The organism is Luteimonas viscosa (assembly GCF_008244685.1).
Taxonomy (GTDB): Bacteria; Pseudomonadota; Gammaproteobacteria; order Xanthomonadales; family Xanthomonadaceae; genus Luteimonas; species Luteimonas viscosa.
This window is the reverse complement of sequence record NZ_VTFT01000001.1, coordinates 1,136,643-1,151,025: the sequence shown is the minus strand read 5'-3', so window position 1 is coordinate 1,151,025 and position 14,383 is coordinate 1,136,643. Positions and strand designations below refer to the sequence as shown.

General features: G+C 69.7%; 5 protein-coding genes. 3 read left to right on the top strand and 2 right to left on the bottom strand.

The window, feature by feature from the left end; genetic code table 11:
- The first annotated feature begins 420 nt into the window (after window positions 1–420).
- Window positions 421–852: a hypothetical protein gene (locus tag FZO89_RS05250; protein WP_149102259.1), complete on the top strand. Its 432-nt coding sequence runs from the start codon at window positions 421–423 to the stop codon at window positions 850–852.
- A 340-nt stretch (window positions 853–1,192) separates the two neighbouring features.
- Here the strand turns inward: FZO89_RS05250 and FZO89_RS05245 are convergent, their stop codons facing one another.
- Window positions 1,193–2,587, bottom strand: a complete 1,395-nt coding sequence (locus tag FZO89_RS05245; protein WP_149102258.1) for a serine hydrolase domain-containing protein — start codon at window positions 2,585–2,587, stop codon at window positions 1,193–1,195.
- An 85-nt stretch (window positions 2,588–2,672) separates the two neighbouring features.
- On the opposite strand from FZO89_RS05245, the gene FZO89_RS05240 reads away from it, so the two are divergent.
- Together FZO89_RS05240 and FZO89_RS05235 are read left to right on the top strand one after the other, a co-directional pair.
- On the top strand, window positions 2,673–3,275 hold the full coding sequence (locus tag FZO89_RS05240) for a LemA family protein (protein ID WP_149102257.1): 603 nt from the start codon (window positions 2,673–2,675) through the stop codon (window positions 3,273–3,275).
- A 129-nt stretch (window positions 3,276–3,404) separates the two neighbouring features.
- Window positions 3,405–5,288: a M48 family metallopeptidase gene (locus FZO89_RS05235; protein WP_149102256.1), complete on the top strand. Its 1,884-nt coding sequence runs from the start codon at window positions 3,405–3,407 to the stop codon at window positions 5,286–5,288.
- A gap of 143 nt (window positions 5,289–5,431) precedes the next feature.
- Here FZO89_RS05235 and FZO89_RS05230 read toward each other — a convergent pair whose 3' ends face one another.
- Window positions 5,432–14,185 carry a glycoside hydrolase family 94 protein gene (locus tag FZO89_RS05230; protein WP_425480422.1) on the bottom strand — a complete coding sequence of 2,918 codons (8,754 nt, stop codon included), beginning with the start codon at window positions 14,183–14,185 and terminating at the stop codon, window positions 5,432–5,434.
- Window positions 14,186–14,383 lie beyond the last annotated feature (198 nt).

Below are 14,383 nucleotides of genomic sequence, written 5' to 3'. Positions count from 1 at the left end.
ATGACGGAGCGCGCAGGCGCGCGCGCGGGTTGCGGGACGGGAAATTTCCGGCGAGGGGTGTTGACAGCTGAAAAAACCGTGATTAGGTTTCGCCCCAACAGACGTGGCCACAGAACGAGTGAGTCAGCACACAGCGAAAACGCGCAGCATAAAAAAGACATCCGCCCCGGACTTCTACAAGGTGGATGCAGGCACCGTCTCCGCTGCAAAAGCCGACACCCTTCCTACCGGACACCTGCGGCGCCCCGAGTCGCAGGTGTTTTCGTCTTACCGGGACCGCGAACCCCCGATCGCGTTGTTCCTGCCGAATCCGTTCCGGCGCGCCTGGCGCGCCGGCGGTTGTGCGCGGGTCCGATACCCGCGCGCTGCTTGAGCACTGGGCAGTCGTACTGCAAGTCAACTGACGAGGAGAGCCATCCTATGGCCGCGAAGAAAGCTGCAAAGAAGAAGGTTGCCAAGAAGGCAACCAAGAAACCCGCGAAGAAAGGCGCCAAGAAGGTCGCGAAGAAGAAGGTAGCGAAGAAGGCTGCCAAGAAGGTCGCGAAGAAGAAGGTAGCCAAGAAGACTGCGAAGAAGAAGGTCGCCAAGAAGAAGGTCGCCAAGAAGGGCGCCAAGAAGGCCACCAAGAAGGCTGCCAAGAAGAAGGTAGCGAAGAAGAAGGTCGCCAAGAAGAAGGCTGCCAAGAAGACCGCCAAGAAGCCTGCCAAGAAGGCGGCCAAGAAGGCGACCAAGAAGGCTGCGAAGAAGAAGGCGGCCAAGAAGCCCGCCCGGAAAGTCGCAAAAAAAAAGGCTAGGAAGACCGGGAAGGGTGCGGCCGTGACGATGCCGCCGATGCCCACGCCCCTGATCTGAACCCGATTAGCCGTAACCGAAACTCCCTCTCCGTGTGCCCAGGCGGAGAGGGAGTTTTTTTTGCCGGACGCGATCGATCGGCGGCATCCGAAGCGGGGTCTCGACTTCGGCGTCAGCGACCGGCCGGGGTTGGCGACCACGATCTGGAGTGCCGGTGGCGATCTCCGCCCGGCACCCCGCACGACATGTCGCGGGCTCCGATGCATGGCGCAGTGCGGCGTGCGCAATGCCGCCCTGGGGGTGTCGGGCGAATCGCCTGGCACGCAGCCTGGGACGTTTCCGGGTGGCGGGCCGATTCGTGTGCGGGCGCGGACGCCCGGTTGCGCGCGGCGCGCGGCGTCTACTGCGGGCGGGCCGAGGCTTCGCCGGACTGCGGGCCGCCCGTCGCGGGAGTTGCCGCATCGTCGGACGCGTACAGGCTCTCGAGGTCGGGATCGACGTCGAGCCACCGATGCGAGGGCAGGCCGATTGCCCGGTCGAGGATCGTGGGCAGCAGTCCCGAGGGCAGCGAACTGCTGCTGTTCCAGAGGATGACGACGCCCAGGTCGCGCTCGGGCAGCATCGCCATCAGGCCGCGATAGCCCTGCACCGCGCCGCCGTGGAAGACCAGGCGGTGGCCGGAATAGTCGTAGATGCGCCACCCCAGGCCATAGCCTGCGGCGTTGAGGCGCTCGCGACGCCACGAGGCGCCGCGCATCTCGCCCGGCGTGCCCACGATCGGCGACTGCAGCGTCGCCAGCAGCGGCGCGGGCAGCACGTCAGGGCGGCGGCCGCTCTGCGCGAGCAGCCACTGCGCCATGTCGCTGATGCTGGCGTTGACGCCCGCCGCGGGCGCCAGCCAGTAGTAGGTCGGCTTGGGCATCAGCGACTTCCAGCCGCCGCCGGCGCGCACGTGCGGCCTGGCCCAGCGTGCGCTGGCGGTGATGCCCTCGAGGCCGAGGCTGGCGTCGTTCATGCCCAGCGGCTTGAAGATGCGCCGCGTCACCGCCTCGCTGTAGAACTGCCCGCTGGCGGCGAACACCACGTCGCCGACCAGGCTGAAGGCCACGTTCTGGTAGCCGTAGCACTGGCCGGGCGCGCACGCCATCGGCGCGGCGGCGAAGCGCTGCACCAGGTTGTGGTACTCGGCGTTGGCCTCGATGTCGCGGTCGTAGGTGTGGTGGCGCAGGCCCACGCGGTGGCTGAGCACGTCGGCGACGGTCAGGCTCTGCGCAGCCGCCGGATCGGCGAAGCTCAGGCTCGGCATGAAGTCGGCCACGCGGCTGTCCCAGCGCAGCGCGCCCTCGGACACCAGCATGCCGGTCAGGGTGCCGGCGAAGGATTTCGAGAGCGAGGCCAGGCGGAACACGGTGTGGGCGTCGACAGGCTCGGCGTGCGAGACGTCGGTGATGCCGTAGCCGCGCGCGCTGAGCACCTTGCCGTCGTGCACGATCGCCATCGCCAGGCCCGGCACGCGCTGATTGGCGACCAGGTCCTGCGCCATCGCCTCGAACACGCGCACATCGAACGTGTCGGCGAGCGGCATGCGCTGGATGTCCGCGGGCAGCGGCGCGGGACGGTCGGTGGGATGCACGATGGCGGTCGGCGCCGGCGTCACATCCGCCGTCGCGCCCGCGTCCTTGTTCCAGGCCAACGGAGTCTGGGCAGTACTCGAAAGCGCGATCGCCGACAGCAATCCCACCAGCAACGCGCGACCGAGGCGTGCCTGGCGGGGTCGATGGAGTTTCGCTTTCATCGTCACTGCCCCCTGCGTATGCTCTCGCTTCAGGCGATCATAGGCGCCTGTTTCCGGAATTGCATGAACAAGGGGAGGAATCACGGTGAGTGGATTGATTCTGCTGGCAATCCTGATCGGCATCGCGGTGCTGGTCGGTGGCTGGGCAATCGGCATCTACAACGGCCTTGTGACCGCCCGCAACGCGTTCAGGAACGCCTTCGCCCAGATCGACGTGCAGTTGCAGCGCCGCTTCGACCTGATCCCGAACCTGGTCGAGACCGCCAAGGCCTATCTCTCGCACGAACGCGGCACGCTCGAGGCGGTGACCGCGGCACGGACCGCCGCCCAGTCGGGACTGGCGGCGGCCAAGGCCAGCCCGGGCGACCCGGCGGCGATGGCCGAGCTGTCCCAGGCCCAGGGCGCGCTGAACGGTGCGCTGGGCCGGTTGATGGTGGTGGTCGAGGCCTACCCGGACCTCAAGGCCAACCAGAACATGATGCAGCTCACCGAAGAGCTGACCAGCACCGAGAACAAGGTCGCGTTCGCGCGCCAGGCCTACAACGATTCGGTGATGGCCTACAACAACCGGCGCGAGGTGTTCCCCTCCAGCATCGTCGCCGGCATGTTCAACTTCAGCCCGGCTGCCCTGCTCGACATCCCCGCCGACAAGGCCGAGGTGCGCGAGGCACCGAAGGTGCAGTTCTGAAGAGCCGGGATTCGTGATTCGGGATAGGGGATTCGGAAAAGCGATCGGCCAGGCCTGCCACGCGCGTCTCGGAACGCACGCTCCTGATCTTCCGAATCCCGAATCCCGAATTCCGGATCCCTGCCGTCAATGAACTTCTTCGAACGCCAGGCCAAGGCGCGCCGCAACACGACGCGGCTGGTGTTGCTGTTCGCGCTGGCGGTGGCCGGCATCGTGGTGGCGGTCGACCTCGCGGTGCTGCTGGTGTTCGGCGGCGACCCGGCGCTGCTGGCGATCTCGACGCTGCTGGCGCTGGGCGTGATCGGCATCGGTTCGCTGTACCGGGTGGCGTCGCTGCGCAGCGGCGGCGAGGCCGTGGCGCAGCAGATGGGCGGCGTCGCCGTGCCCGAGGACACCACCGACCTGCACCTGCGGCGCCTGCGCAACGTGGTCGAGGAGATGTCGATCGCCTCCGGGGTGCCGGTGCCCAAGGTCTACGTGATGGAGCACGAGGCCGGCATCAACGCGTTCGCCGCGGGCTATTCGCCGTCGGACGCGGTGATCGCGGTGACCCGCGGCGCGCTCGACCGGCTCAACCGCGACGAGCTGCAGGGTGTGGTCGCGCACGAGTACAGCCACATCCTCAACGGCGACATGCGCCTGAACATCCGCCTGGTCGGGGTGCTGTTCGGCATCCTCATGCTCGGCCTGATCGGGCGCAAGATCCTGCAGCACGGCGGCGCCGTGCGCAGCCGCGACGGGATGCCGATCCTGGTCGGCGCGCTGATCGCGCTGCTCGTCGGCTATATCGGCCTGTTCTTCGGGCGCCTGATCAAGGCCGGCGTCAGCCGCAGCCGCGAGGTGCTGGCCGACGCCTCGGCGGTCCAGTTCACGCGCCAGAGTTCCGGGCTCGCCGGCGCGCTGAAGAAGATCGCCGGCCTGCACGACGGCTCGCGGCTGGGCGAACGCGCGGACGCAGAGGAGGTCGGGCACATGCTGTTCGGCGACGGCACCGGGCTGCGCGGACTGTTCGCGACCCATCCGCCGGTGCTCGAACGCATCAGGGCGCTGGAGCCGTCGTTCAAGCCCGAGAACCTGGAGCGGCTGAAGGCGCAGTGGCTGGCCAGCCCGCCCAGCGGCCTGGACGAAGACCTGCGGCTGGGCCTGGTGCAGCATGCCGCGCTGCCGCAGTCGTCGGCCCGGTTCAGCGTGACCCCGCCGATGGTCGCGGCGCAAATCGCCGATCCGAACCAGGAAGACTACCGCCGCGCCGATGCGATCGTGGCGACGCTGCCGGAGGAATTGCGCGCCGCTGCCGCGCGCCGCGACACCGCGGGAGCGCTGCTGTTGGGGCTGCTGCTGGACGAGGACGCCGACGTCGCCGACCGCCAGCGCAGCGAGATCGTCGCCAGGATCGGGGTGCAGGCCGCGGCGGAAGCCAGGCGCCTGCGCGACGAACACCTTCACGCGTTGCACCCGATGCTGCGCATGCCGCTGGCGGCGCTGGCGTTCCCGAGCCTGCGGCTGCGGCCACGGCCCGAGCTGGCCACCTTCCTCGACACCGTGCATGCGGTGGTCCACACCGATGGCCGCGTGTCGCTGTTCGAATACTGCCTCGGCCGCCTGCTCGAGGTGCAACTGCGCGAGACCCTGGATCCCGGGCGCCATGCGCGTTTCGGCCGGCGCAAGCCGGGCAACGTGCGCCAGGAGTTCGCGACCCTGCTCGCGGTCGTGGCGCACGCGGGCAATCCGTCGAACCCCGACGACGCGCGCCGCGCCTACCTCGCCGGGATGCAGCGGGTGCTGCCGCGCGACCACCTGCCGTACGCGCCGCCGGCCGAGGGCGTGCTCGCGCTGGACGCGGTCTGGGAGCCGCTGGACGCGCTCGACCCGCTGGCCAAGCAGGTGGCGGTCGAGGCGATCACCGACGCGGTCTCGCACGATGGCCGGGTCTCGGTCGCCGAGGCCGAACTGCTGCGCACGATCTGCGGCGTGCTGCACTGCCCGTTGCCGCCGATGCTGGAGCGCGGCTGAGCGCGGCGTGCAGGCGCACGGCGGTCGGTACCGGTGCCGATCGACCGCATCCGCACCTTGCCCCGTGCCGGGGTGCGTGGGCAGGCCGGCCATGAAGCGTCGAGCCCTGGCAATCGCACGCCGTTTCGATCGCGGCTCCGGCGTCACCCCTCGCCCGATGCCGGCGTGTCGAGCCCGTCGCGCGCGTACACGATCTCGACGACATGTTCGGCGTGGTCGTCGGTCAGCGCGATGAGGCAGCCTTCCTGCTCGACGCCATCGATGACCAGTCCGCGCGTCCGCGCGCCCACGGGCTGCTGGACGACGCGGATGCGGTACACCGTGTCGCCGTAGCGGTAACGCAGGGTGTATTCCGGCCAGTCCGCGGGGATGCAGGGCGCGATCCGCAAGGTGTCGCCCCGGCGCTCCAGGCCTAGCAGCGATTCGACGATCAGCCGGTACATCCACCCCGCCGAGCCGGTGTACCAGCTCCATCCGCCGCGACCCACGTGCGGCGCCACGGCATAGACGTCGGCGGCGACCACGTAGGGCTCGACCTTGTAGGTGGCGACTGCTCCGGGGTCGCGCGCATGATTGACCGGGTTGATCATGCCCAGCAGTTCCCAGGCCTTGGCGCTGTCGCCCTGGTGGGCGAAGGCCATCGTCGCCCAGATCGCGGCGTGGGTGTACTGGCCGCCGTTCTCGCGCACACCCGGGACGTAGCCGCGGATGTAGCCCGGGTCCTGCGCGGTGGCGTCGAAGGGCGGGTCGAGCAGCTGGATCAGTCCGGCGTCGCGCCGCACCAGGTGCCTGTCCAGCGAGGCCAGTGCCTGGCGCGTGCGGTCGGGCGCGCCCGCGCCCGAAAGCACCGACCAGCTCTGCGCGATCGAGTCGATGTTGCACTCGTCGCTCTCGGTCGACCCCAGCGGTGCGCCGTTGTCGAACCACGCGCGCCGGTACCAGGCGCCGTCCCAGGCATGGGTCTCGAGGTTCTGGCGCAGGCGCTCGGCGGCCTCCAGGCAGAGTTCGGCGAAGGCGTGGTCGTTGCGCGCACGGGCGAGCGGACTGAAGCGGCCCAGCGCGTCGTACAGGAAGAAGCCCAGCCACACGCTCTCGCCACGGCCACGCTCGCCGACCCGGTTCATGCCGTCGTTCCAGTCGCCGGTGGCGATCAGCGGCAGGCCGCGTTCGCCCAGCAGGCGCAGGCCACGCTGCAGCGCGCGCACGCAATGCCTGTACAGGTTCTCGCTGAGTCCCGAACGCGTGGGCAGGTCGTAGTACGACTCCTCGTCGGGATTGACCTGCCGGCCCTCGATATACGGCACCCGCTCGTCGAGTACGCCGGCGTCGCCGGTGACCTCGACGTAGCGCGCCGCCGCCACCGGCAGCCAGAGGTAGTCGTCGGAGCAGCGGGTGCGCACGCCGCGGTCGAGCGGGGGATGCCACCAGTGCAGCACGTCGCCTTCCGGGAACTGGTGCGCCGCGCTGCGCAGCAGGTGGGTCCGCGCCCGGTCCGGCTGCGCATGCAGCATCGCCATGGTGTCCTGCAGCTGGTCGCGGAACCCGAACGCACCGCCGGACTGGTAGTAGCCGCTGCGCGCGAGGTAGCGGCAGGCGATGGTCTGGTACAGCAGCCAGCCGTTGGCCAGCACGTCCACCGCCGGATCCGGCGTCACCACGCGTACCGCGCCCAACGTGCGCAGCCAGTGGATGCGCACCGCATCGAGCGCATCGTGCGCGGCGCCGGAGCCGCGCGTGCGACGGGCCAGCGCGACGGCATCGCCCCAGTTCGCGCCCATGCCGAGCCGGAACACGGTCTCGGTCTCCTCGCCGTGATCGAGCACGACCGGCACCTGGATCGCCGCGCACGGGTCCAGTCCCGCGCCGAGCTTGCCGGAAAGCCGCTCGCGCAGCAGCGCGGCCGGCGCCTGCAGGCTGCCGTTGCGACCGAGGAATTCGGTGCGGTCGGCGGTGAAGCTGCGGCGGTCGTCGCCACCGCCGGGCGTGTCGGCATCGAAGAACGCGACCCGGTGCGCGAACTCGGTGTTGTAGGTGTTGCGGGCGGTGAGTACGCCGCTGTCGCCATCGACCTCGCTGATCACGTGCATCTGGGTCCTGGCGCGCAGGTCGCCCAGGATCCACTCGACGTAACCGGTGGCCGACAGCCGGCGTGTGCGGCCGGAGCGGTTGCGCAGGCGCAGCACGCTGTACTTCACCGCGGCCTCGAGGTCGACGTAGACCCACAGTTCGCTGGCGATACCGTCCTCGACGTGTTCGAAGACGCTGTAGCCGAAGCCGTGCCGCGTCCGGTAGCTGCCTTCGCCGCGCACCGGCAGCGGCATCGGCGACCAGACCTTGCCGGTGTCCTCGTCGCGCAGGTAGAAGGCTTCGCCGCTGGCATCGCCCACCGGATCGTTGTGCCAGGGCGTGAGCCGGAACTCGTGCGCGTTCTCGGCCCAGGTGTATCCAGGCGTGCTGTCGCTGACCACGCAGCCGAACACGGCGTTGGCCAACACGTTCGACCAAGGCGCCGGCGTCACCTGACCGGGGGCGAGGTCGATGATGTACTCGCGCCCGTCGGCGGAGAACGCGCCCATGCCGTTGTCGAGGATGCGCTCGTCCGACACGGCATCGAACGGCCAGGGATCGACTTCGTCCGATGCGGGCGGCGGCGTATCCGGATCGGCCTCGCCGACGGCCGCCTCCTGCTGCAGCGGAGTGGGAACGAAGAGGGGAACCGGCGGCGCCGCCGTGGTCTTGCGCCCGACCTGCTCCGCGAGCGGTCCGTCGGCGTCGGCGACGATCACGCGCGCGACCGACTGCAGCAGGATCCGGTCCTCGTGCGAGAGCTGCTGCGCCGGTCGCACGAAGATGCCGCCGGGGCGATCGATCACGTTCGCCTCCACGCCCGCGGCCACCAGGCCCATGATCTGGTCCTGGAGCTGCTGGCGATAGCCGGCCTGGTCCTCGTTCCAGATCACCAGGTCGACCGCGAGCCCCTTGAGCCGCCAGTACGCGTGCGCCTGCACCATCTGCCGCACCAGTTCGATGTTGGCGGCGTCGGCGATGCGTACCAGCGCGATCGGCTGGTCGCCGGAGATCGCCTGGCCCCACAGGCCGGATTGTCCGCGCCGGTTCTGCAGCAGCACGGCATGGTCGGCGCGCAGCGCCGGGTGCGCGAACACCATCAATCCGGCCAGTTGCTCGTACAGCTGGGCATCGGCTTCGCTGGCGTTGATCTGGCGGCGCACGACCTGGCTGTGGGTCCATGCCAGGTCGAACACGCGGTCGGCGAGGCGGCGATCGCGATACTTGTCGATCAGCGCGTCGCAGGCGCCGCGTTCGTCGCCCACGCCAGTGACCATGTCGATGGTCGCGCTGCGTCCCGGTGGCAGGGTGATCCGGCAACGGATCGCGACCACCGGGTCGAGTACCGAGCCCGAAGCATTCGACAGCGCCTCGTCCCGGGTCAGCGCCTGCGGGGAGAGCAGGGTGTTGCCGCGGCCCACGAAGCGCGCACGATCGGTCTCGTAGGAGATCGACTCGACGTCCGCCTCGTGCACCGCCAGCAGGTGGAACATCCACGGCGGCACTTCGTCGTGCCCGCGGGGGCGGCGGGTGCAGACGATCGCCTGCTTGGCCTGTACCAGCTCGGTCTGCACGAACAGGTTGCTGAAGGCAGGGTGCAGCTCGTCGGAAATGGCCGGCGCCAGCACCACCTCGGCGTAGGTGGTGACCTCGATCGTGCGCGCGGCGCGTCCGCGGTTGGTGATGCGCAGCCGCCGCAGCTCGATGTCGTCCTCGGGCGACACCGCGATCTCGGTGTGGGTCTCGAAGCCGTGCTTGCGGCCGCGGAACTCCGCCTTGGCGTCGGAGAAGATCGCCTCGTAGCCGCCGACGGGAACCGACGTCGGCTGGTAGGCGGTCGACCAGAAGCCGCCGCTCTCCACATCGCGCAGGAAGCAGAAATGGCCCCAGTGGTCGCGGGTGCCGTCCTCGCGCCAGCGCGTCACCGCCATGTCGCCGTAGCGGCTGTAGCCACCGCCGGCGCCGGTCAGCATCACGTGGTAACGGCCGTTGGACAGCATCTGGATCGCCGGGCGCGCGGTGTCGGGAGTGCGGAACACGCGCAGCTGCGCGCCTTCCACGTCGCCCACCGGCGCCGCCGCGGCCACCTCGGCCGAGTGCGGGTGGAACACGCCGGTGCGCGGGATGCGTTCCTGCAGCAGCAGCAGGGTGGCCTGGAACTCCGGATCCTCTACGAAGCGCCGCTGCATCGGCTGGTCGCGCAACAGGTAGTCCAGCGCCAGCAGTCCCATGCCCTGGTGATGGACCATGAACGAGCGGATCACCGCGTGGTTCTGGCCGCGTGGCAGGCGCGCCGGGGTGTAGTCGATCGCCTCGTACAGTCCGAACCGTCCGCCGAAGCCCGCCTGCGACAACCGTTCCAGGTTCCGGCACGCGGCCTCGGGCGCGACCATCAGCGCCATCATGCTGGCGTAGGGCGCGATCACCAGGTCCTGCGCGAGACCGCGCTTGAGGCCCAGGCCGGGCACGCCGAAGGCGCGGTACTGGTAGTTCATCCGCGCGTCGACGACGTTGTAGCCGGATTCGGAGATGCCCCACGGCACGTTGCGCTGCCGGCCGTACTCGATCTGGCGTTCCACCGAATGCTTCGCGGTCTGGTCGAGCAGGGTCCCCTCGTAGCTGGGCATCACCAGCTGCGGCATGAGGTACTCGAACATCGAGCCGCTCCACGACAGCAGCGTCGGCGCGCCGTCGACTTCGGTCAGCAGCCGGCCGAGCGCGAACCAGCTTTCCTGCGGCAGCTGGCCCTGGGCGATGGCGACGAAGTTCGCCAGTCGCGCTTCCGAGGCCAGCAGATCGTAGTAGCCGGCGTCGAGGCGCTGCTCGTCGACGCTGTACCCGATCGACAGCAGGCGACGTGCGCGGTCGTAGAGGAAGCGATGGTCCATCATCGCGCACTGGCCGGCGATATGGGCCAGGTGCTCGAGCTCCTTGATGCGTGCGCGTGCCGCGTCTCGTGCGGAGGAGTCTTTCGGATCCGCACGCGGTGGGCCCGAGGCCACCTCGCGCAGCGTGGGAATGCGGACGGGCGCGACACGGTCGGGTGCGTGGGAGGTCGACACCGGGGGCCGCGACGCGAAGCGCTGCAGTTCCTCGCGCGCAGCGACGCATTGCGCGGCGAAGGCATGCGCCCAGTGCGCGGCCTCGCCCGATTCCGCGTCGTGCCCGGCCGCAAGGTCGATCCCATGGGTCTCGAGGTCGGCGAGCACGCGCCAGGCGTCGTCCAGGGTCCGCGGGGGCTCGCGGCACGCGGCCGGCAGCGCGGTCGCGATGGGCCGCATCGCATCGCTGGCCGGTTCCGGCTGCGCGGCTTCCACCACCAGGCCGAACGTGTCCGACAGGCCGCGGAACGTGCAGGGAGACAGGATCGGCGCGTCGCGCAGGCCCAGCAACCCCTGGCGCAAGGTCAGCAGGTGCCCGGCGAGATTGCCGCTGTCGACCGCGGAGATGTAGTGCGGCGGCAGCGGTTCGAGCGTCTGCGTGTCGTACCAGTTGTAGAAGTGTCCGCGGTAGCGCGGCAGCGTTTCCAGCGTGCGCAGGGCGTTGGCGGTGCGCTCGATCATGCCGCCCATCGGCAGGTAGCCGAAATCGTAGGCCGCCAGGTCGGCCAGCAGCGACAGGCCGATGTTGGTCGGCGAGGTGCGCCGGGCGACCACGAGGGTCGGGTGTTCCTGCACGTTGTCCGGCGGCAGCCAGTGGTCGGCGGCGGTGACATGGGTTTCGAAGAACGCCCAGGTGCGCCGCGCCAGGCGTCCGAGGAACTGGACCTGCGATTCGTCGAGATTGGAGCGCGGCCGCGGCCGCGGCCGGCCCAGCCACCACATCAGCGCCGGTGAGGCGGCCCAGAGCAGCAGCACCGGCGCCGCCACCCACAGCGCCGCCGGCTGCGTGCGCAGCAGCAGCGCGGTCGTGGCGAACGCCAGCGCAGGCGCGAACCACATCGTGCGCAGCGCGCCCGCCAGGGAGTCGCCCAGCGTGCGCTCGACCTCGCTCGACGGACTCCACTGCAGCAGCCGTCGCCGGCTGATTCCCATGCGCCACAGCGTGCGCGCGATCGCGTCGAGGCTGAACCAGGCCTCGTAGGGCAGGCACGCCAGGGTCAACGGCGCATGCGCGAAGTTGCGTCCGGTCGAGACACTCGCCTGGCGCAGGTGCGCCGCAAGCGGCAGGTCCGCCGGGCGGTTGAACAGGTCCACCAGCGAGGCCACCAGCGGCGGCAGGAACACGATCGTCAGCAGCCACAATGTCCAGCCCACGGGATCGGCCGCAAGCGTCCAGCCAAGCACCAGCAGGGCGGTGAGCGAAGCGGGAAACAGGCTGCGTCGCAGGTTGTCGAGCAGCTTGCCGCGCGAGAGCATCGACAGCGGGTTGCGCTCGCGCGTCTTCGCGCGCGGCGCGCCGGCTGCGGCAGGCTGCACAGGCACGCGTGGCAGCAGCCAGGGCAGCAGCTGCCAGTCGCCGCGGATCCAGCGATGCCGACGCTTGACGTCCAGCGCGTAGCGGGCCGGATAGTCCTCGTACAGCTGTACGTCGCTGACCAGTCCGGCGCGGGCATAGCAGCCTTCGAGCAGGTCGTGGCTGAGAATCCGGTTCTCCGGCATCCGGCCGGCGAGGGCGTGTTCGAACGCATCGACATCGTAGATGCCCTTGCCGACGAACGATCCCTCGCCGAACAGGTCCTGGTACACGTCCGACACCGCGCGCGTGTATGGATCGATGCCCGGCTCGCTGCCGTACAGGCTGGCATAGCGCGAACGTCGCTGCCCGCTCATGCTGATGCCCACGCGGGGCTGCAGCACGCCGTATCCCCGGGTGACGATCCGCCGGCGCGGGTCGAATCGCGCGCGGTTGATCGGATGGGCGAGGGTTCCGATCAGTTCGCGCGCGGCGTCGCGCGGCAGCTGGGTATCCGTATCGAGCGTGATCACGTAGCGCACGCGCGCCAGCGCCTCGGTATTGCCCGCGATGCGGACGAAGGCATCGCGTGCGCCGCCCCGCAGGAATGCGTTCAGCGCGGCGAGCTTGCCGCGCTTGCGCTCGAATCCCATCCACACCCGCTCGCGCGGATTCCAGACGCGCGGGCGGTGGAACAGGAAGAACCGGTCGCCGTGCTCGGGCGCATAGCGCGCATTGAGCACGTCGATCTCGCGCTGGGCCCGGTCCAGCAGCGCCTCGTCGCCCGGCAACTGCGCCTCGGCGGCATCGAAGAAGTCCGTGAGCAGCGCGAAATGCACGTTGGGGTCGCGGTTGGCGAGGAAACGCACTTCCAGGCCTTCCGCCAGCGCGGCGATGCCCTGGTCGCTGCCGAACATCGTGGGGACCACCACCAGGGTGCGCATGTCGGTGGGCACGCCCTCGGTGTAGTCCAGGCGCGGCAGCGCGTCGGGCCGCATGAGGAAGGTTGCGGCCCGGTTCACCAGCGCCACGCCGAGCTCGCTGAACGCGATCACGCACAGCGCGAGCGCCAGCCACAGCCAGCCGGGCTGGTCTGCCGGCAGGGCATCGCGCAGGGTCGCCCACGTGAACAGCGCCACCACCAGCGCGCCGGGCAACGTGTATGCCAGCAAAGGCACGCGACGCGCTGTCTTGCGCACGGTCCGGGTCACCCCGCGCAGCGACAGCGCATCTTCCAGTTCGCGACGTCCCTCGTCGATCAGGTAATAGCCGACGTGCGCAGGGAGTTCGTCGCTGCCGGTTCGCGCCGCTTGCGCCTGGGCGAGCTGCAGTACCCGGGTGGCGACCACGATCTCGGAGAGGCCGCCGCGCCGGGCGACGATCTCGACGGTCTGACGGTAATTGTCGCGGGTAGCGAAATCCATCGTGCCGTAGGTGCCGCCCGGGTCCTGCCGCAACGTGTTGTCGACCACGCTCATGGTCTCGACGAACTCGCGCCAGTCCATCATCGCCAGGAAGCGCAGGCTGCCGATGCTGTTGCTGATCGACACCTGCGCCGCAGCCTGCTGCTGGTTCTCCGCCTGGACCATCAGTTCGATGCTCTGGCCGGCGTCGGCCAGCCATTGTTCGACCCAGGTCAGCGGCAGTGCCAGCGCCGAGCTCCGGCCCTGCAGGCGCCGGGCGAACTCGGCGACGAAGGAGCTGCTGGCGGGTGGAGTCGAGCGCACCATGTCCGCGATCACCAGCACCAGATGTCTGGGATCGGATTCGGCGACTTCGGTCAGCCGGTCGGCCCAGGCGTCTGCCTGGTTGCGATCGATGCGGTCTTCGATGATGCGCGTGCCGATCCGGCGCAGGTTCTCGATCAGCGCCAGGCGCAGCATGATCGGAATCGCCCACAGCTCGCCGAGCTTGAGCGGCGTCACCGACTGGTAGGCGCTGACGAAACGGCTGAGCCCCTCGGCGTCGACGCGGCCATCGCCGTGCGAGATGGCATTGAGCGCGATGTCGTAGACGCGGGGCAGCCCCGTGGAGGATCCGTGTTCGAGCTGCGGCAGTTCGCGGCTGTAGCCCTTGGGCAGGTGGCGGCGGGCGAGCGCGATCTGCTCTTCGACCAGATAGATGTTGTCCAGCAACCATTCCCCGGCAGGCGTCAGCGCGCGTCCGGTGTGGACCGCGTCGGTGAGCAGGGTGCAGGCCTGGTCGAGCACCTTCTGGTTGTCGCTCAGCCGCGTCAGCAACAGGTCGGGGCCGGGACTGGGCTTGAGCCGATGCGACTTGGCCAGTGAGCGCCCATGCGATTCCATCTGCTCGGCGCTGAACAGTTGCGCCCGCAAGGGCGGCTCGTGCGCTGCGCGGTCCGGCGATGTCAGGTGGCGTCGAAGCCTGCGGAACCACCATCGGTTCGCGCGGAGCCAGCGCATCGGTCTGTCCATCGGGGGATCGTTGCGCATCGCCGCATGGTAGTGCACGGCCTCGCAGCATCCGTGAAATGGAGACCCGTCTCCGCCCGGCTCCGGGGCTCGGGCGAAGGCAGGTTCACGACACGGAGCCCAGGCGGCCTTCCGGCCGCGCCCGTTGCCGCACTCTACGCCGGGCAGCACGCGACGGCCGCCCCGGCCGTGCCTGCACCG